Below are 18738 nucleotides of genomic sequence, written 5' to 3'. Positions count from 1 at the left end.
CCTCTATCTCGCCCCCGGCCTGTCCTCCTCAGGCCCACGAGCCACTGCGGTTCTGCACCATCGGGACCATATAAACAGGTACATGGGAAAGCTGTAGAATTCGCGCAGCCGTGCGGCCGATCGGCGTATCCCCCTCTGCACCGTGGCTGTGACTGCCCACCACCAGCAGATCGACCTCCAGCCGTTGCGCCTGTTCCAGGATCACTTTGGACGGATCCCCCTGGACCACCCGCACGCTGCGAATCAGCGCAAGATCCTGATTGCCCTCCCCCAACTCATCACGAAAACCGGCGAGCACGGACGACTCGATGCCTTCGATCACGTTGTTGATGCCTTCACTGTGCAGCTCGCGCAACACGTCCTCTGCCAGGTAGCTCTGCAGTACGGATTCGGCGAACAGCCCCATCGGCTCGACGACGTGCACCACATGCAACTCGGCCCCGAATGAGCGCGCCAGCGCCAGTGCATGCTGCAGGACAAAAGGCGCGTAGAGACCGAGGTCCGTGGCATACAGCATCGAGCGAATCATGTGACCTCCTGCCAGCCTTCAAAGGCCCAGACACAGATCAGCTTAGCAGCGCCGGGACGAATCGGCGGGCTTGATACAAGTTTCCGGTCTAAAGGTTCAGGGTTTTAGCTCGTTGCTGATGCCATGGGGGACATGGCCGGTGGCCACGACTTCCCGGGCACGCTCACAATGCCCCGGCTGATCGTCGAAGAACACGTCGGCGGCGAAGGCCTCCAGAAAAGCCGACTTGTCCAGACCGCCCAGAAAGAGCGACTCGTCCAGCCGGATATTCCATTCACGCAGGGTGCGGATGACGCGCTCATGGGCTGGGGCCGAGCGGGCGGTGACCAATGCGGTGCGGATCGGGCAGGACTCCTCGGGGAACTCGCGCTGGAGCAGGTTAAGCGCGGCAAGAAACGGCTTGAACGGCCCGCCGGGCAGGGGTTGACGCGCCGCCTCGCGCTCGCTGGCCTGAAACGCCTCAAGACCGCCCGACTGATAGACCCGTTCGGATTCGTCCGAGAACAGCACTGCGTCACCGTCGAAGGCAATTCGCAACTCAGCACTGGCTGCACGACGAGCGCCGCCGGACAGAATGGTCGCGGCGGCGAAACCGGCATCCAGTGCGCTGCGCACGTCTTCAGCGTGAGTGGACAGAAACAGATGGCTGCCAAACGCCGCCAGATACGGAAACGGGCTGCGGCCACCGACGAAGGCGGCGCGGGAGATGTCCAGGCCATAGTGCTGAATCGAGTTGAACACCCGAAGCCCGGTGTCGGCGCTGTTGCGCGACACCAGAATCACCTCGACCCGTGCCTGGGTCAGGCTGGTATTGAGGCTCAGCAGTTTTTCCACCAGCAGGAAGGCATCCCCGGGCTCAAGCACTTCGTCTTCATGGTCGATCTGGTACTGGCGATAGGCAGCCACGCCGTCCCGTTCATAGATCGCGTGGCTTTCCCGCAGATCGAACAGCGCCCGCGAGGAAATCGCCAGAACCAGCTTGTTACTTGCGCTTTTCATGGTCAGATCGTTGGCCATGGTGTCCCCCAAGGTGCCTGGCTATCGGCGATTCTGCCGATCGATAAACGCCAGCGCGTGGTACAAGGCCCGAATCTTGGGCATGTCGCAGCCCGCCGCCAGCGCGGCCGCCAGCGGTTTTGCGTAGATGGCGTCAAGCTCCAGCGGGCGCTTTTCGGTGAAGTCATGGTGCATGCTGGGGCGGTAGTCCGGCATCTGCTCGGTGACCTTGAACAACTGCGCCGCGTAACCTTCAGGCAGCACATGCCCACAGGCCTCGGCGCCCTGCACCACTTCGGCCATCAGCCCCTGGATCAGTTCGCGGCTGTCCGGGTCGGCCATCAGCGGCGTGGTGCTGGCGTTGAGCAATACCGAAAGCCCGTTGTAAGGCACATTCCACACCAGCTTCTGCCAGCGGGCCTTGCCCAGATTGGCCATGGCCACCGACTCGATCCCCGCGGCGTGGAACAGCGCGGCGCCCTGCTCCACGATTCCGAGGCTCGCGGCATCGCTTGGGGCCGGGCCACTGTGGTAACCGATGTTCACCGCGCCGAACGCCTGATGGGTGATCTGGCCGGGCCCTGTGCGATGCACGCAGATGAAACACAGGCCGCCCAGCACATGCAGCGAATCGGGCAGTACCGCACGCAGTTCATCTTCGACCGCCAGGCCATTCTGCAGCATCAACACCTTGGCCCCTGGCGCAGCCGCCTGCACGATGGCCGGGGCCACACCGCCGGTACCGGTGGATTTGGCGGCCACCAGCAGCCAGTCACAGGGCGGCATGTCGGCCGCCGAGGAGTAGGCCTGGACGTTCTCCAGGCTCAAGGCCCCGTGGACCTGGCTGTCTATGTGCAGGCCGTTCTGCGACACCGCGCTGAACTCGCTGCGCAGCAGGAAATGCACGTCGAAGCCGGCGCGCGCCAGCATCAGGCCATAAAAACCGCCAATGGCGCCGGTGCCGATAATGCCGATGCGGGGCGTGTGGAGGGTTTCGCTCATGGCTCTCTCAACTCAAGGCTATGGATTCATGGCAAGTCGTCAGGCGCGCGGACCAGCGCCTGATCCAGGCCAGCGATGATGGCTGGGGCAGAAAGCTGGCTGCGCAAGGCGCCGTAGAATTCGCCGTCACGCACGACGAACACGGAAGGCAGGTGAAACACCCCGTAACGCTGCACCGCGCCGCCGTTTTCTTCGGCGTCGATCCAGCACAGGCGCTCGACGGGCAATGATTGTTCCGGCAAATGCTGTCGGGCCCAGCGGCAACTGGAACAACCGGCGCCGGTGAAGATAAGCAGCGATGTGCCGGGCAGGGTCAGCAGTTGTCGATCGACATCGAAGTCTGTCAGTTGCAGTTGATCCACGCCAATCTCCCCAGGTCTTGCGCACACTATATCCGCACTGCCCGCCCGCTCCGCAAGCCAAAGCGCGGCCCGGTGCGCGCCTGGGCAGGCAAACGGTTGCCATAAGCCCGCTGCATCGGACGAAAGCTTGAGTTTACCCATTGTCGAAGTACGGGTTAACGCGCTAAGGTTCGGCACCCCGCTGCCCTCAATCACGCTAGGCTCCGCCGCACGGGGACCGTTGGCGGCCAGCACCCGTGACCTGATGAGTAACACGATGGCTGATTTACCGATTGACGACCTTAACGTCGCCTCCAACGAGACACTGATCACGCCGGATCAGCTCAAGCGCGAAATCCCGCTCACCGCCGCCGCACAGGCCACCGTGAGCAAGGGTCGCGAAGTGATCCGCAACATCCTCGATGGCAAGGACCACCGCCTGTTCATCGTGATCGGCCCCTGCTCGATCCACGATATCAAGGCCGCTCACGAATATGCCGAGCGCCTCAAGGCCCTGGCCGCCGAGCTGTCGGACACCCTGTATCTGGTGATGCGCGTCTATTTCGAAAAGCCGCGCACCACGGTCGGCTGGAAGGGCCTGATCAACGACCCGTACCTGGACGACTCCTTCAAGATCCAGGACGGTCTGCACATCGGCCGCCAGCTGCTGCTGGACCTGGCTGAAAAAGGCCTGCCGACCGCCACCGAAGCGCTGGACCCGATCTCCCCGCAGTACCTGCAGGACCTGATCAGCTGGTCGGCCATCGGCGCACGCACCACCGAATCCCAGACCCACCGCGAGATGGCCTCGGGACTTTCTTCGGCAGTCGGCTTCAAGAACGGCACCGACGGCGGCCTGACCGTTGCCATCAACGCCCTGCAATCGGTTTCCAGCCCGCACCGCTTCCTGGGTATCAACCAGGAAGGTGGCGTGTCCATCGTCACCACCAAGGGCAACGCCTACGGTCACGTGGTGCTGCGCGGCGGCAACGGCAAGCCCAACTATGACTCGGTCAGCGTCGCCCTGTGCGAACAGGCCCTGGCCAAGGCCAAGGTCAAGCCGAACATCATGGTCGACGCCAGCCACGCCAACTCCAACAAGGACCCGGCGCTGCAACCTCTGGTCATGGAAAACGTCGCAAACCAGATTCTGGAAGGCAACGAGTCGATCATTGGCCTGATGGTCGAAAGCCACCTGAAATGGGGCGCGCAGTCGATTCCGAAGGACCTCGCGGACCTGGAATACGGTGTTTCGATCACCGACGCCTGCATCGACTGGGAAACCACCGAGAAGACCCTGCGCAGCATGCATGCCAAGCTCAAGGACGTGTTGCCCAAGCGCAAGCGCGGCTGATTTCACAGTTCTTGAAACGACAACGCCGAGCGAATGCTCGGCGTTTTTCATGATAGTGCTTTTCAGATCTTCTTCAGATCTTCGCGGCCTGGCGCTGGTGACGTTCCATGTAGCGTTCGACGTAGGAGCAGGAAGGAATCACGGTGTAGCCCATGCTCTCGGCGTAATCGAGGGCCACTTCGGTCAAGGCCGCCGCGATGCCGCGCCCGCGCAAGGCGTTGGGCACGAAGGTACGATAGATGTCCAGGGTCTGCTTCCCCAGATCCATGTACGTCAGGTAAGCCCGGTGACCGTCGATGTTGATTTCGAACTGGTGGCCGGTCTTGTCATGGTGAATGGACAGCGCCTCGCTCATCACTACTCCTCGCGGGTCTTGGATTTTGACCCCTACCTTACCGATGTTTGTCCGGCGAAGGAACCTCTTCAGTCAGGGCCAACGCACCTCTGCGTTCGCGCACTGCCTGCTACGCCACCCCGTGCCTGGTCTGGACACCGAGAACGAGCCTTGCTGATCTCAAACAAACGAGCACCTGCAAATAGTAGGCACCATTGTGGAATCTGCTCAAGTGAATCCGCAGTAAAAGCCCGCCCGCGTATCCGGCGTGATGGCACAACGAAGGCCCCGGATCGCCGGAGAATGCCTGTTAAGACGGCATCCATGGGGCAAAGTCACGTCAACGCAACAAAAATCGAGCATCCTCGCCGATCATCGTCTATACAAAAAAGGTTGCAACGTGGCTCAACGTCTCCTGGCCACCGCCTGGACGAAGTACTTTCGACCCACTGATGACATCGGGAGCCTGTCGGCACAACCGTCCGCCCCCGTCCTGCTGACAAGCGTAATTGCCTGACAGCATGAGGCTTTTTCCGGATAAAAAGCGTGAGGAGTCGCACGGAAGGCTTTCAAAGCTAAGAATTTTATGCGGTTCTTGCGCTTAGTCCGTTTACTTACTACAAACAATGGGTAGTATGTACGCCGGTCATTTTCTCATTTTCGAGAGATGATTAATTTGATAGAAGTCCTTTAAGGGGAACACGATGAACAACGTTCTGAAATTCTCTGCTCTGGCCCTGGCCGCAGTTCTGGCTACCGGTTGCAGCAGCGCATCCAAAGAAACCGAAGCTCGTCTGACTGCTACTGAAGACGCAGCTGCTCGTGCACAAGCTCGTGCTGACGAAGCCTACCGCAAGGCTGACGAAGCTCTGGCTGCTGCTCAGAAAGCTCAGCAAACTGCCGACGAAGCCAACGAGCGTGCTCTGCGCATGCTGGACAAGGCTAGCCGCAAGTAATAATCCCTCGGGATTATTGATAAGCCGATCCGGTTCCGGGTCGGCTTTTTTATTGCCTGCAGTTTGAGGATGCACGCGTCATCCCGGGCCTGCGGCACGGACCGACCCAGGCACAAACACCGCAGATCCCGTAGCAGCACGGCTTGCCGGCGGGGGCGATTTCGAGGACGCCCCCGCCGGCAAGCCGTGCTGCTACGGGACGGTGGCGTGCTTTAGATTTTGATCTGGCTTTTGATCTTCATGCGCGATGGCACAGGCGCCGCAGAATGCGACGTCAAGGCGCCAGGCCGAGCGCAGGTGTCGTGGAGGGGGATGAGCGGCATGGATGCCGCGAAAGCCGTGCGGGCCAGGGACGGCCCATCACGGCGTGCCCCCGGAACGGCGCCGGAGCGAGGGAAGTCCGAAGGACCCCAGCCTGTCGCAGGGCTTTTTTGGTTACTTTTTCAGCTCTTGGAAAAAGTGACCCGCCGTAAGGGCGGAAGGCGCACTCAGCACCACCCCAAACAACGGATATACACCCAATGAATGCCGCCCCCAGCGACGCAGAGCGTCACTCAAGGCATTCCCACGCAGAGCGTGGGAACGATCAGAGGGCGACAGAACGCTTACTGCAGGGTAACAGGCGCCCCGCCGACAACAGGAGCCGCATTCCCCGGCACCGCGATCTCGACCGGCATACCGTCCTCGGCAGCCACCACATCCCGCACCTCATCCCAATTGATGCGCAGACTGTTGGCCAGATCCTCACGCTTGAGCAGCGCATTGATCACCGCCGTATGCTTGTCCACCACCGAAGGATTGCCACTCTCGTCCAGCGGCGTATGCGCCTCGAGATAGACCTTGCCACCGCTCACACCAAACTTGTACGGCTCGGAAATGATCCGCACAGGCGTGCCGACCGGCACCATCCCCGCCATCTCCAGCACGTTGTTGTTGTACATGCGGAAGCACCCGTGGCTGGTACGCATGCCGATACCGAACTTCTTGTTCGAACCGTGGATCAGGTAACCCGGAATACCCAGGCCGAACTTGAACGGCCCCAGCGGGTTATCCGGGCCGGCCGGCACCACGTTAGGCAGGATGTCTCCGTCGGCCGCGTGCTCGGCCTTGACCGATGCCGGTGGCGTCCAGGTCGGGTTAGGGGTCTTGGCGGTCACCTTGGTGGTGGAGATCGGCGACCCCCAGCCCTCGCGGCCGATACCCAGCGGGAAGGTGTACACCACGTTCTTGCCCTTCGGGTAGTAGTACAGACGGTACTCGGCCAGGTTGATGACGATGCCTTCACGCGGGCCTGGCGGCAGGATGAAACGGGTTGGCAGGATCACCTGGGTGCCCGCGCCCGGCAGCCAGGCGTCGACGCCCGGGTTGGCGGCGATCATTTCCAGATAGCCCAGGTCGTACTTGGTGCCCAGGTCCGCGAAGGTGTCTTCGTATTTGGCGGTGACGGTCTGCACCTGGCCGATGATGTCCTCGCCGGGAGGAGGCAACGGGAACTCCAGGGCGGAGACAGGGCCGGCCGCACACAGTGCAGCAAGCGACAGACAGCGGGCGAAAGCTGGAATGCGCGACAACATCCGGGGAATCCTTGGGTAACGGAAGGCTTGAATGGCCGAGATTGTACACGCCCGCCCGCCCCTTCGGGAGTAGGCGCGACGGCTTGCAAGGCTGCACGTTCACCTGCGGTTCAGGTGACGTCGAATCGGGGGCTCGGCCAGGAGGAATATTTCAGACCGTCTGGTCCAGTTCCGGCCAAATGGGCTGCCAGCCCCGGCGCTGGGCGTCGATGATCGCGCGGCACAGCGGGCACAGTCGCTCGTCGCTGTAGATCGCCTGCTCGACCGCCGACCAGCGCGGCTGGGCAGGCAGGAGCGAGCCGCACAGGGTGCGGTCGGCCGAACCGGCCAGTTCCAGTTGCCGGGCGGCCAGATGCACACGAACTTCCTGGCACGCGAACAGGTCGAGCTGCTCATCGGGCTCGATCAATTGATAGGCAAACAGGGACCAGGCAGGACGGCGCATCGGGGGCTCCAGATCGGGGGCGCAACCTTAGCCGAAAGCCCCGGTCCAGAAAAGGGCTGGAGGCCTTTATTTTTCGGGGTTGGGGTGTTTTCTGGGTTGGCTTGGGATTGCGACTCTGGTGCCCTTCGGGCCTTGTCGCGGGCAAGCGCGCTCCTACATTTGTTGCAACGTGCCGAGGTCTGAAAGATCGCCTTGTCCGCTCTGGCATTCCAACCCAACCTCAAGTGAACCCAAAGGCTACCAACCCGGTCCATCAGGCCATGGCACGTTGCAACAAATGTAGGAGCGCGCTTGCCCGCGACCAGGCCCGAAGGGCAACAACGCAAGAATCCAGAGCCAACCCTAAAGCAACGCCTTCAACTGCGGCCAGACGTTATCCAGCAACCTGGGCTGCGCATTCGCCGCCGGGTGTAACCCATCCGCCTGGGTCAACTCAGGCACCCCGCCCACCCCTTCAAGCATGAACGGCACCAGCGCCACCTTCTTCTGCTCGGCCAGGTCCACATACACCTGCTTGAACGCCTGGGTGTAACGCGCGCCGTAATTGGGCGGGATCTGCATGCCCAAGAGCAGCACCTTGGCACCGGCGGCGCGAGCGCTGTCGATCATCGATGCAAGATTTTGTTTCAATTGTTCAGGTGGCTGCCCACGCAGGCCGTCATTACCACCCAGTTCGAGGATCACCAGGTCCGGCTTGTGCTCGGAAAGCAGCGCCGGCAGCCGCGCCTGGCCGCCACCACTGGTATCGCCGCTGACCGAGGCATTGACCACTTTATCCTTGTAGCCCTGCTCTGCCAGGCGCTTTTCCAGCAGGCTGACCCAACCGACGCGGGTATCCAGGCCGAAAGCCGCGCTGATACTATCCCCAACGATCAGCACCGTACCTGCTGTCGCTGCCTGACACACAAGCAGCAAACCCAGGCCAGCACTCAATAACCACGCACGCATCGGATTCTCCATGAGCGAAAGTATTCTCAGTGCCCGGAACCTGAACAAAGTGGTCCCCAGCACCGAAGGTGACCTGACCATCCTGCACGAACTCTCGCTGGAACTGAACAAGGGCGATACCCTGGCCATAGTCGGAGCCTCCGGCTCGGGCAAGTCGACCCTCCTGGGTCTGCTGGCCGGGCTGGATCTGCCGAGCACAGGTTCGGTCACCCTTTCAGGGCGCAACCTCAGCGAACTCGACGAAGACCAGCGCGCCCGCGTGCGCGCCGAACACGTAGGCTTCGTGTTCCAGTCGTTCCAGTTGCTCGACAGCCTCAATGCCCTGGAAAACGTCATGCTGCCCATGGAGCTGGAAGGCCGCAAAGACGCCCGCGAGCAGGCCCGGCACCTGCTGGAACGGGTAGGCCTGGGCCAGCGCCTGACCCACACCCCGCGCCAGCTCTCTGGCGGCGAGCAGCAACGAGTGGCGATTGCCCGCGCCTTCGCCGCCGACCCCGACGTGCTGTTCGCCGACGAACCCACCGGCAACCTCGACAGCCACACCGGCGAGCGCATCAGTGACCTGCTGTTCGAACTGAACCAGGAGCGCAACACCACGCTGGTGCTGGTCACCCATGATGAACGCCTGGCCCACCGCTGCCGGCGTCTGATCCGTCTTGAAGGTGGCCGCCTGGTCACCCCCATGGAGCCTTGATGGCACGTCTGCCGTTCGCCCGCCTGCTCAGCCTCGCCGCCCGCCAACTGTTGCGCGATGCCCGCGCCGGGGAGCTGCGCGTGCTGTTTTTCGCACTGGTGGTCGCCGTGGCCGCCAGTACCGCCATTGGTTATTTCGGCTCGCGCCTGAACAGCGCCATGCTGCTGCGGGCCACCGAATTCCTGGGTGCCGACCTGATCCTCAGTGGCTCCACGCCGGCCAAGCCCGAGCAGATCGAGGCTGGCAAGGCGCTCAGGCTGGACCACTCGCAGATCGTGATTTTCTCCAGCGTGGTCGCCACCGACAACGGCATCCAGCTGGCCAGCGTCAAGGCGGTGGATGCCGCCTACCCGCTCAGAGGCGAGCTGAAGAGTGCCGATGCGCCTTACCAGCCCGAAACCAGCGGCGGTGAGCCCGGCCCCGGAGAGGCCTGGGCCGAAGCGCGAGTGCTGGTCGCCTTGAACCTCAAGGTCGGCGACAGCATCGACGTCGGCTCCACCAGCCTGAAACTCACCCGCGTGCTCACCTACGAGCCCGACCGCGCTGGCAATTTCTACAGCCTGACGCCCCGGGTGATGATCAACATGGCCGACCTTGAGGCCACCAAGGTGGTGCAGCCGGGCAGCCGCGTCAGCTTCCGCGACCTGTGGCGCGGCACGCCGCAGGATCTGGCGGCATATCGCAAGGCTATCGAGCCTGCACTTGCCGCCAACCAGAAGATCGACGACGCCCGTGACGGCAACCAGCAGATCGGTGGCGCGCTGGGCAAGGCCGAGCGTTACCTGAACATGGCGAGCCTGGTGGCAGTGTTGCTGGCCGGTGTGGCCGTGGCCCTGTCGGCGGCGCGCTTTGCGGTCCGCCGTTTCGACGCCAGTGCGCTGCTGCGCTGCCTGGGGCTGTCACGCAACGAGGCACTGGTGCTGTTCAGCCTGCAACTGGCCATGCTCGGCATCGCCGCAAGCGTCACCGGCGCCCTGCTCGGCTGGTTTGCGCAACTGGGGCTGTTCTACTTGCTGGAAAACCTGCTCCCCGCAGCCGTTCCACCTGGAGGCTGGCTGCCGGCAGTGGCAGGCATCGGTACGGGCCTTGTGGCACTGGCGGGGTTTGCCCTCCCGCCACTGGCAGCGCTTGGGCGTGTGCCGCCACTGCGGGTATTGCGCCGCGACATGCTGCCGATCCCGGCCAGCAGCTGGCTGGTGTACGGCGCGGCGCTGCTGGCGCTGGGCCTGATCATGTGGCGCCTGAGCCTGGACCTGATCCTCACCTTCGCCCTGCTCGGCGGTGGCCTGGTCGCAGCGCTGGTCCTGGGTGGCATCCTGCTGCTGGCGTTGCAAAGCCTGCGCCGCCTGCTGGCAGGCGCGTCACTGCCGTGGCGGCTGGGCCTGGGCCAGTTGCTGCGTCACCCCATGGCAGCTGCCGGGCAATCCCTGGCCTTTGGCCTGATCCTGCTGTCGATGGGGCTGATCGCCCTGCTGCGCGGCGAGTTGCTCGACACCTGGCAAAACCAGTTGCCGAAGGACGCCCCCAACTACTTCGCGCTGAATATCCTGCCCGCCGAGCGCGACAACTTCGGCGAGCGCATGAGCCGTCTTTCGACCCACGCCGCGCCGCTGTACCCGATGATTCCGGGAAGGCTGATGAGCATCAATGGCGAGCCGGTGACCAAGTTCGTCACCAAGGACTCCCGTGGTGAAAACGCCACCCAGCGCGACCTCAACCTGACCTGGGCGGCCAACTTGCCGGAAGGCAACACCATCACCGAGGGCCAGTGGTGGAACAATGAACAGGCGCCGGCTGAAGGCATACCGGGCGTCTCGGTGGAAACCAAGCTGGCGAAAAGCCTGGAGATCAAGCTGGGGGACACCCTGAGTTTTGTGATCGGCGGCGCGACCCACGAGGTCAAGGTCACGAGCCTGCGAGACATCAACTGGGACACCTTCCAGCCCAACTTCTTCATGATCTTCCAGCCCGGCACCCTCAAGGATGTGCCGACCACCTACCTCACCAGCTTCTATCTGGCCCCCGGCAACGACCAGCGAATCGTCGAGCTGTCCCGCGCCTTCCCGGCCGTGACCATCCTGCAAGTGGAGGCGCTGCTGGAGCAACTGCGCAGCATCCTAGATCAGGTGACCCTGGCGGTGCAGTACGTGCTGCTGTTCGTGCTCGCCGCAGGCCTTGCGGTGTTGTTCTCCGGCTTGCAGGCCACGCTGGACGAACGCATCCGCCAGGGTGCATTGCTGCGGGCCCTGGGTGCCAACCGCGCCCTGCTGACCCGAGCCCGGCGCATCGAGTTCGGCCTGCTGGGTGCGGTGAGCGGCGTGCTGGCGGCACTGGGCTGCGAGCTGGTGAGTTTCGTGCTGTACCGCTACGCCTTTTCCCTGCAGTGGCATCCGCACCCCTGGCTGTTGCTGCTGCCGCTGATCGGCGCGTTGCTGGTCGGCGCCGCAGGCGTGTTCGGCACTCGCCGCGCGCTAAACGCCAGCCCCTTGACGGTGCTGCGCGAAGGCTGACGAGGCTTGACCCTGACGATGCCGACAGCAAAGATGTCGGCATCGTGCATGGAGCACTCCCTTCACCACCGAGAAGTCCTTTGAGCACCAACATCTGTACCCGTGAAGGCCACACCGCCCTCAAGCAAGAACTCGATCACCTGTGGCGCGTCTACCGTCCGGAAATCACCCAGAAGGTCGCATGGGCGGCTTCCCTGGGCGATCGCAGCGAGAACGCGGACTACCAGTACAACAAGAAGCTCTTGCGCGAAATCGACCGCCGCGTGCGCTATCTGCGCAAGCGTCTGGAAGACATGCGCGTGGTCGATTACGCCCCGGAACAGGAAGGCCGGGTGTTCTTCGGTGCGTGGGTCGAGATCGAAAACGAAGACGGCCAAACCAAGCGCTTTCGCATCGTCGGCTACGACGAAATCTATGGCCGCATGGACTACATCTCCATCGACTCGCCCATGGCCCGCGCCCTGCTGAAAAAGCAGGTGGACGAGGAATTCTCGGTGCAGACGCCGACCGGAGAGGCACTCTGGTACGTGCTGAGCATCACCTACGAAAAACCCGCTTGAAATTGAACGCCGCCAGTCCACGCGCGGCGTTACCGAGGAGCAATTGATGGTCAAGACCAAACCGCGTCCCGCCGTGAACGGGGTGGCATCCGCCGACAGAGTGCTGACCGTGCTGACGGCTTTCCGCACCGGCGATACCGCACTGACCCTGGTGGAACTGGCCGAGCGCACCGACCTGATCAAGAGCACGATCATGCGGCTGATGGTCTCGCTGGAGACGTTCGGATTCGTCAATCGCCTGGCGGACGGTCGCTACACTCTGGCCAGTGAAGTGATGCGCCTGAACGCGGTGTATCAGGAGTCGCTGGACCTCGAAAAACACGTCCTGCCACGCCTGCACCGGCTGTGCGACGAAACCGGAGAAACCGCCTCGTTCTACGTGCGCCACGGCGCCTACCGCATGTGCCAGTACCGGGTGAACTCCCCGCACCGTCTGCGCCTGCACCTGCAGCCCGGCGACATCCGCCCCATGGACGGTGCCGCCAGTGCCGAGGCGCTGCGTTGCAGCTTCGCACGGGCCGCCGAGCATCCCGAACCGTTTTATTCGGCCGGGATCACAGACCCTCACTCGGCGTCCATGGCCATGCCGATCTTCGGTGCGCAGCAGGAGTTGATGGGTGCGATCGTGGTGTCCGGACCTGCCGGCCGCCTGAACGCCGAGCGCGCCGACTCGCTGCGGGCGGTGTTCATGGAAGTGGCAGAAGATCTGACGCGCAGCCTGGGTGGGCGGATCCAGTAAGGATCCCCCGCCCAGCCTGGCCAGTGGCGAGAAGAAAGGGTCAGCCGACGCTGGCCGGGTTGGCACCCTGAGCCTGATTGCGCTGATGCTTGCGGCCCAGCACCAGCACCATGGTGCCGGCGGCCAGGTTCAGCAACGCCAGCGGAATCAGCCCCAGGGCGTAGCTGCCGGTGGCGCCATGAATCGCGCCGTAGACGTTGACCATCAGGCCGCCGCCAAACAGGTTGGCCCAGGCGCCGATCACCGCCAGCCCCGCCGCCGCCGTGCTGCTGGACATCCAGCTCGACGCCAGCGCCCAGAACGGCCCCTTCATCGAATACGCACCGATCAACACCATCGACAACAACACCACGGTGGCGACCAGCGATGAGGTCACCAGCGCCAGCAGCAGACCTGCCGCGATCAGGAACAGCGTGGCTGCAGTGTGCCAGCGCCGCTCGTTGCGACGGTCGGAACTGCGCCCCCACAGGATCATGAACAACGACGCCAGACCGTAAGGAATCGCATTGATCAGGCCGATCTGCAGGCTGTCCAGATCGAAGGTCTTGAGCAGTTGCGGCGCCCACACGCTCATGGTGCTGCCGGCCGCCGAAGCGCCGGTGTAGATGAGCACCATCGCCCAGATGTCCTTGTGCTTGAGCAGTTGCCACAGCGAGATATGACCGATCTGGGTTTTCTGCGCACGTTCCTGGGCCAGCCGGTTCACCAGCCACTCGCGCTGATCGTCCGCCAGCCATTTGGCCTGATCGGGGCGATCGGTCAGCACGAACAGGCAGGCGATCCCCAGCAGCACCGCCGGAATGCCTTCCAGAATGAACAGCCAGTGCCAGCCGCGCATGCCAAACATGCCGTCCAGCGTCAGCAGATAACCCGAGAGTGGCGAGCCGAGGAAGTTCGCCCCCGGAATCGCCACCATGAAGATCGCGACCATCCGCGCACGGTAGGCCGATGGCAACCAGTAGGTCAGGTACAGCAGCACGCCGGGGAAGAACCCCGCCTCGGCCGCACCCAGCAGAAACCGCATGATGTACAGCGAGTTCGCGCCTTCGACAAACGCGGTGCCGGCCGACACCAGACCCCAGGTAATCATGATCCGCGCAATCCAGACTCGCGCGCCGAAACGCTGCAGCGCCAGGTTGCTCGGCACCTCGACCAGGAAGTACGAGACGAAAAACAGGCTGCTGGCCAGACCGAACACCGCCGGGGTCAGGCCCAGGTCATGGTTCATCTGCAGCGAAGCCATGCCGATGTTGCCGCGATCGATGATCGCGATCAGGTAACACACGATCAGGAACGGCAGCAGGCGCCACGCCACGCGGCGCATCGTTGCCTGCTCCAGTTCACTGACCTCTGCTTTCACATTCATGGGGTTCTCCTGTGCTTATTGTTGTGGAGATGACGCCGGCTTGCCAGCTCGCCGTCCCGGGACGGCGAGCGGCGTTCATTCGTCGATCAACTGGCGATTGACCACACAGCGCGGATCCAGCGCGTGGCCATCCAGGGCATCGAGAATCTGCTGCACGGCGACCAGGCCAACACGTTCACGGGCCTCCAGGGTGTTGGCGCCCACGTGGGGAGTGGCCACCAGGTTCACCAGGCCCCACAGCGGGCTGTCGGCCGGTGGCGGCTCGGGGTTGAAGGTGTCGAGCCCTGCGCCGCCGATCTGCCCGCTGGACAGGGCCTGAACCAGGGCTGCGGTGTCGATCAGCTCGCCACGGGCAGTGTTGATGAGCAGGCTGCCGGGCCGCATCAGCGCGAATTGCTCGGTGCTGAACAGGTTGCGGTTGGCGTCCGTCAGCGGGCAATGCAGGCTGATCACATCGCATTCTTGCAGCAGACGCTCGAAGTTCTCCTCACGGCTCACATGATCGCGCGCCGGCAGTTGCTTGAGATAGGGGTCATACACCTTGACCTGCATGCGCAGCGGCGCGACCAGGTCCATCAGCACGCTGCCGATGGCGCCCAGCCCCACCAGGCCCAGGGTCTTGCCGAACAGTTCGGTGCCATTGGCAGTGGCCTTGTCCCAGTGCCCGGCTCGCACCCGTGCGTCCAGCCAGGCGGTGCGCCGGGCGACACTGAACATCAGGGCGAAGGCGTGCTCGGCCACCGATTGCGCATTGGCACCCACTGCAATGGTGACCGGCACCTTACGCTCGGCCGCAGCCTTGATGTCGATGGTGTCGTAGCCCACGCCGTGCTTGGCAATGATCTTGAGGTTCGCGCTGGCGTCGATCATCTCCCGCGTCAGCTTGCCGGTGCGCACCACGATGGCGTCTGGCTGCTCGGCCTTGAGGGTTTCGACCATCTGCTCGGCGGGCATGTAGGGCGTGGTGGGAATCACGGTGACGCCTCTGGAGGCAGCCAGCGCCATTGCATCGGGAGCCAGCGCGAGGCCGGTCAGGAGGATTTTGCGAGTCATGGTGTCACCTTGTTTTTATGGCTGGCCCTCAGCGGGCCTGAAAACACCCTATCACAATGAAACGCCGTTGCAATATTAAAAATTTGACTGCTTTACCGCCCATCAAATTCGTCATCAAAGACCGTTGATATTCGAATTATGAAATGCAATTCTATTTTCAGACCCGGCGATCACAGCCGGTGGCATAGCACAATTTCAAGAGAGAATGCCCATGACAATCGGATTTCGAGTGTTGCAAGCCCAGCGCAAAGTGAGCCCGGAGTGGGTCGCACGGTTTCGTGAAGTGCCCGTGGCCAATGTCAGCGACTCGATGAACCGCATGACCGCAGGCGGCGCCAACCTGCGTCCGATGCACCGCGCCGGCGTGCTGGCAGGCCCTGCCTTGACGGTCAAGGCGCGCCCTGGCGACAACCTGATGCTGCATTACGCAATCGACATCGCAGAGCCGGGCGACGTGATCGTCGTCGATGCCGGCGGCGACCTGAGCAACGCCCTGATCGGCGAGATGATGGTGGCCTACGCGGTCAAGCGCGGCGTGGCCGGCATCGTCATCAACGGCGCGATCCGCGATGCCGCCAACATTGGTGCCGGCGACTTCCCGCTGTTCGCCGCTGGCGTGTCCCATCGCGGCCCGTACAAGGACGGTCCGGGCGAGGTCAACGTACCCATTGCCATTGCCGGAATGGTCATCGAGCCAGGGGATCTGGTGATCGGCGACGACGACGGCCTGCTCTGCGTGCCCTATGACGAGGTGGCGGCTGTGTACGACCGCGCCCACGCCAAGCACGCGGCCGAGGTCAAGCAGCTGGAGCAGATCGCCCGCGGTGAAAACGACCGCAGCTGGGTCCTCAAATCCCTCCAGCAGAAAGGTTGCGCCCTGCCGCAATGACGGCCGCCACGGGGTGTCTGCCTGGCACCCCGTGATGCATCGCCACCTTCCCGCCACGCCCCTTGATTGCAGCAGGAGCCGCCATGAGCTTCTTTCCCGCACCACAGATCGTCGAAACCACCGTATTCACCCGCTTGCCCGAGCACTTTCGCAAGCCGCGCCGCACGGCCTGGGCAGACGGCAACCGCCAGGGCCAGTTGATCGATTCGTTCCTGGAAGGGCCGTCGTTCGACCGCGACGGCAACCTGTACGTCACCGACATTCCCTACGGGCGGATTTTCCGCATTTCTCCCGCAGGCGAGTGGACGCTGGTCTGTGAGTACGATGGCTGGCCCAACGGCCTGAAGATCCACCGCGACGGCCGCATTTTCATCACCGATTACAAACGCGGAATCATGGTGCTGGACGCCGCCACCGGACACATTCAGCCGTTTCTCGAATCGGCCGGCTCCGAAGGTTTCAAGGGCGTCAACGACCTGGTGTTCGCGCCCAACGGCGACATGTACTTCACCGATCAGGGCCAGACCGGGCTGCAGGATCCCACCGGACGCGTCTACAAACTCGACGCTACGGGCAACCTGACGTGCCTGCTCAACACCGTGCCCAGCCCCAACGGCATCGTCTACGACCCCAAGCTCAATCACCTGCTGATCGCCGTGACCCGCGCCCAGCAGATCTGGCGCATTCCGCTGGGAAACGGCTCGATCATCAGCAAAGTCGGGGTGTTCGCCCAACTGCATGGCGGCCTGGGCGGTCCGGACGGCCTGGCGCTGGACGCCGAAAGCAACCTGTACATCGCCCACACCGGCTTCGGCTCGGTCTGGCGGCTGTCCAGGGTTGGCGAGCCACTGCAGCGCATCGTTTCGTGCGAAGGCATCAGCAACACCAACCTGGCCTTCGGCGGTGCAGACGGCAAAACACTGTTCATTACCGAATCGCACACCGGCTCCATCCTGCAAGTCCGTACGCCCGTGCCGGGACTGGCCATGTATTCCCATAGCTGACCACCGGCACCGCAGTCCCCCATAACAACGACAAGAAGAAGTGACGCCATGACCCGAGAAAACCCGGCCCTCCCCGGCCTGTCCGATGCCGAGGGTGAAAAGCTGCTGCGCCGCGTGATGCTGCGCATCCTGCCTTTCATCTTCGCCTGCTATGTCATCAGCTACCTGGACCGCACCAACGTGGGCTTCGCCGCCATCAGCATGAACAAGGACCTGGGCCTGACCGCCACGATGTTCGGCTGGGCGGCCGGCCTGTTCTTCTTTGGCTATTTCATTTTCGAGATCCCCAGCAACCTGTTGATGCAGCGTTTCGGCGCACGTATCTGGATTGCCAGGATCATGATCACCTGGGGCCTGATTTCCATCGGCACCGCCTTCGCCACAGGCCCCGTGAGCTTCAGCATCATGCGCTTCCTGCTGGGCCTGGCCGAGGCCGGTTTCACGCCCGGCGTGTACCTGTATTTCACCTACTGGTTTCCCGGAAAGTGGCGGGCAAAAGCCACCGCTACCTTCCTCTTGGGCATTCCCGTGGCCAACATCTTCGGATCGCCCCTGTCCGGCTGGCTGCTGGACATGCATGGCATCCTGGGCCTGAAGAACTGGCAGTTCCTGCTGGTGGCCGAAGCCCTGCCCGCAGTGCTGTTGGGGATTGCCTGCCTGTTCGTGCTGGTGGACTCCCCGGCCAAGGCGCGCTGGATGAGCGAGCGGGAAAAAACCTGGCTGTCCGAGCGGCTGAGCAGCGAGCAGGCGGCCATCGGTGCCTCCCATGGCAACACCTTGCGCGGCGCGCTGACCAACCCGAAGGTCTTCGTGCTGGCGGCGATCAACTTCTGCTGCATCGTCGGCTCCATCGGCATCGGACTGTGGATGCCGCAGATCATCAAGAGCCTGGGAATGCAGAACAGCACCGTCGGCCTGGTCGCGGCGCTGCCCTATGTGTTGGGCGCCATCAGCATGACGCTCTGGGCACGCCTGGCCAACCGCAGCAAGCAGCGCCTGCCGTACGTGGTCAGCGCCCTGGCTTTCGCCGCGCTGGCGCTGGTGAGTGCGGCGCTGATCGACGCGCCGGTGCTGAAGATCGCAAGCCTGGCCTGCGCGGTGGCCGGCATCCTGTGTTTCCAGGCAACGTTCTGGGCCATCCCCTCGACCTTCCTCACGGGCCGCGCGGCAGCGGGCGGGCTGGCGCTGATCGTGTCCATCGGCAATCTGGGCGGCTTTGTCGGGCCGTTCATGATCGGGCTGATCAAGGACGCCACCCAGTCCTATTCAGGCCCCTTCTATGCCGTGGCGTCGATCCTGATGATCGGCACCTGCCTGATGCTGTGGCTGGGTGACCCGGCGCGGCGCAAGCCTGTATCTACCCCGCCGCTTCAACCCACTGCAACGAACTGATCCTGACCCTATGATCGCCTCCACCTGGAGGCGGTCGACTTTTGCCAGACTC

At 63.2% G+C, this 18738-nt stretch carries 19 protein-coding genes; 9 read left to right on the top strand and 10 right to left on the bottom strand.

Features of this window, described 5'->3' with window-relative positions; translation table 11 throughout:
* Positions 1 to 28: 28 nt before the first annotated feature.
* The 4 genes from ACIPO9_RS23355 to ACIPO9_RS23340 form a co-directional block, all read right to left on the bottom strand.
* On the bottom strand, positions 29 to 529 hold the full coding sequence (locus ACIPO9_RS23355) for a universal stress protein (protein ID WP_274136807.1): 501 nt from the start codon (positions 527 to 529) through the stop codon (positions 29 to 31).
* A 96-nt stretch (positions 530 to 625) separates the two neighbouring features.
* The gene (locus ACIPO9_RS23350) at positions 626 to 1528 is read right to left on the bottom strand and encodes a 5'-nucleotidase (protein WP_400611153.1); all 903 of its coding nucleotides are present in this window, start codon (positions 1526 to 1528) and stop codon (positions 626 to 628) included.
* A gap of 39 nt (positions 1529 to 1567) precedes the next feature.
* Entirely contained in the window at positions 1568 to 2527 is a 960-nt protein-coding gene (locus tag ACIPO9_RS23345) for a putative 2-dehydropantoate 2-reductase (protein WP_400783783.1), read from the bottom strand.
* Positions 2528 to 2553: 26 nt separating this feature from the next.
* Positions 2554 to 2889, bottom strand: coding sequence for a thioredoxin family protein (locus ACIPO9_RS23340; RefSeq protein WP_274136805.1), 336 nt, complete (start codon positions 2887 to 2889; stop codon positions 2554 to 2556).
* A gap of 256 nt (positions 2890 to 3145) precedes the next feature.
* On the opposite strand from ACIPO9_RS23340, the gene ACIPO9_RS23335 reads away from it, so the two are divergent.
* Positions 3146 to 4222 carry a 3-deoxy-7-phosphoheptulonate synthase gene (locus ACIPO9_RS23335; protein WP_274136803.1) on the top strand — a complete coding sequence of 359 codons (1077 nt, stop codon included), beginning with the start codon at positions 3146 to 3148 and terminating at the stop codon, positions 4220 to 4222.
* 73 nt (positions 4223 to 4295) lie between these two features.
* Here ACIPO9_RS23335 and ACIPO9_RS23330 read toward each other — a convergent pair whose 3' ends face one another.
* Positions 4296 to 4577, bottom strand: a complete 282-nt coding sequence (locus ACIPO9_RS23330; RefSeq protein ID WP_274136801.1) for a GNAT family N-acetyltransferase — start codon at positions 4575 to 4577, stop codon at positions 4296 to 4298.
* Between the two features lie 683 nt (positions 4578 to 5260).
* Here ACIPO9_RS23330 and oprI point away from each other — a divergent pair.
* A complete protein-coding gene (gene oprI / locus ACIPO9_RS23325) occupies positions 5261 to 5512 on the top strand; it encodes an outer membrane lipoprotei OprI (protein WP_025113130.1) in 252 nt (83 codons plus the stop codon).
* A 605-nt stretch (positions 5513 to 6117) separates the two neighbouring features.
* On the opposite strand, the gene ACIPO9_RS23320 is transcribed toward oprI, so the two are convergent.
* From ACIPO9_RS23320 to ACIPO9_RS23310, 3 genes are all read right to left on the bottom strand, one after another.
* Positions 6118 to 7086, bottom strand: coding sequence for a L,D-transpeptidase family protein (locus tag ACIPO9_RS23320; protein WP_400609823.1), 969 nt, complete (start codon positions 7084 to 7086; stop codon positions 6118 to 6120).
* A gap of 151 nt (positions 7087 to 7237) precedes the next feature.
* Positions 7238 to 7531, bottom strand: a complete 294-nt coding sequence (locus ACIPO9_RS23315) for a hypothetical protein (protein WP_274129943.1) — start codon at positions 7529 to 7531, stop codon at positions 7238 to 7240.
* Between the two features lie 342 nt (positions 7532 to 7873).
* Positions 7874 to 8479 carry an arylesterase gene (locus ACIPO9_RS23310; RefSeq protein WP_274129944.1) on the bottom strand — a complete coding sequence of 202 codons (606 nt, stop codon included), beginning with the start codon at positions 8477 to 8479 and terminating at the stop codon, positions 7874 to 7876.
* A 10-nt stretch (positions 8480 to 8489) separates the two neighbouring features.
* On the opposite strand from ACIPO9_RS23310, the gene ACIPO9_RS23305 reads away from it, so the two are divergent.
* The 4 genes from ACIPO9_RS23305 (at position 8490) to ACIPO9_RS23290 (ending at position 12982) form a co-directional block, all read left to right on the top strand.
* Entirely contained in the window at positions 8490 to 9173 is a 684-nt protein-coding gene (locus tag ACIPO9_RS23305; RefSeq protein WP_274129945.1) for an ABC transporter ATP-binding protein, read from the top strand.
* The gene (locus ACIPO9_RS23300) at positions 9173 to 11683 is read left to right on the top strand and encodes an ABC transporter permease (protein ID WP_400783780.1); all 2511 of its coding nucleotides are present in this window, start codon (positions 9173 to 9175) and stop codon (positions 11681 to 11683) included. The genes ACIPO9_RS23305 and ACIPO9_RS23300 overlap by 1 nt, the downstream gene beginning before the upstream one ends.
* An 80-nt stretch (positions 11684 to 11763) precedes the next feature.
* Positions 11764 to 12243 (top strand): transcription elongation factor GreB, encoded by a 480-nt coding sequence (gene greB, locus ACIPO9_RS23295; protein WP_274129947.1) that lies wholly within the window; start codon positions 11764 to 11766, stop codon positions 12241 to 12243.
* Between the two features lie 46 nt (positions 12244 to 12289).
* Positions 12290 to 12982, top strand: coding sequence for an IclR family transcriptional regulator (locus tag ACIPO9_RS23290; RefSeq protein ID WP_274129948.1), 693 nt, complete (start codon positions 12290 to 12292; stop codon positions 12980 to 12982).
* Positions 12983 to 13022: 40 nt separating this feature from the next.
* On the opposite strand, the gene ACIPO9_RS23285 is transcribed toward ACIPO9_RS23290, so the two are convergent.
* Both ACIPO9_RS23285 and ACIPO9_RS23280 read right to left on the bottom strand, forming a co-directional pair.
* Positions 13023 to 14348, bottom strand: coding sequence for an MFS transporter (locus tag ACIPO9_RS23285; protein WP_400783778.1), 1326 nt, complete (start codon positions 14346 to 14348; stop codon positions 13023 to 13025).
* Between the two features lie 75 nt (positions 14349 to 14423).
* The gene (locus tag ACIPO9_RS23280; RefSeq protein WP_400609832.1) at positions 14424 to 15401 is read right to left on the bottom strand and encodes a hydroxyacid dehydrogenase; all 978 of its coding nucleotides are present in this window, start codon (positions 15399 to 15401) and stop codon (positions 14424 to 14426) included.
* A 211-nt stretch (positions 15402 to 15612) separates the two neighbouring features.
* Here ACIPO9_RS23280 and ACIPO9_RS23275 point away from each other — a divergent pair, with 211 nt between their 5' ends.
* The 3 genes from ACIPO9_RS23275 (at position 15613) to ACIPO9_RS23265 (ending at position 18686) form a co-directional block, all read left to right on the top strand.
* A complete protein-coding gene (locus ACIPO9_RS23275; RefSeq protein ID WP_400609834.1) occupies positions 15613 to 16290 on the top strand; it encodes an RraA family protein in 678 nt (225 codons plus the stop codon).
* 83 nt (positions 16291 to 16373) lie between these two features.
* Positions 16374 to 17294: an SMP-30/gluconolactonase/LRE family protein gene (locus ACIPO9_RS23270; protein ID WP_400783775.1), complete on the top strand. Its 921-nt coding sequence runs from the start codon at positions 16374 to 16376 to the stop codon at positions 17292 to 17294.
* A gap of 48 nt (positions 17295 to 17342) precedes the next feature.
* Positions 17343 to 18686: an MFS transporter gene (locus ACIPO9_RS23265; RefSeq protein ID WP_400783772.1), complete on the top strand. Its 1344-nt coding sequence runs from the start codon at positions 17343 to 17345 to the stop codon at positions 18684 to 18686.
* The last annotated feature ends 52 nt before the right edge of the window (positions 18687 to 18738 follow it).

Source organism: Pseudomonas sp. NPDC090203, assembly GCF_044746765.1.
GTDB lineage: Bacteria > Pseudomonadota > Gammaproteobacteria > Pseudomonadales > Pseudomonadaceae > Aquipseudomonas > Aquipseudomonas putida_AD.
Note: the sequence above shows the minus strand (reverse complement) of the source record. Positions and strands in the feature narration are given on the sequence as shown.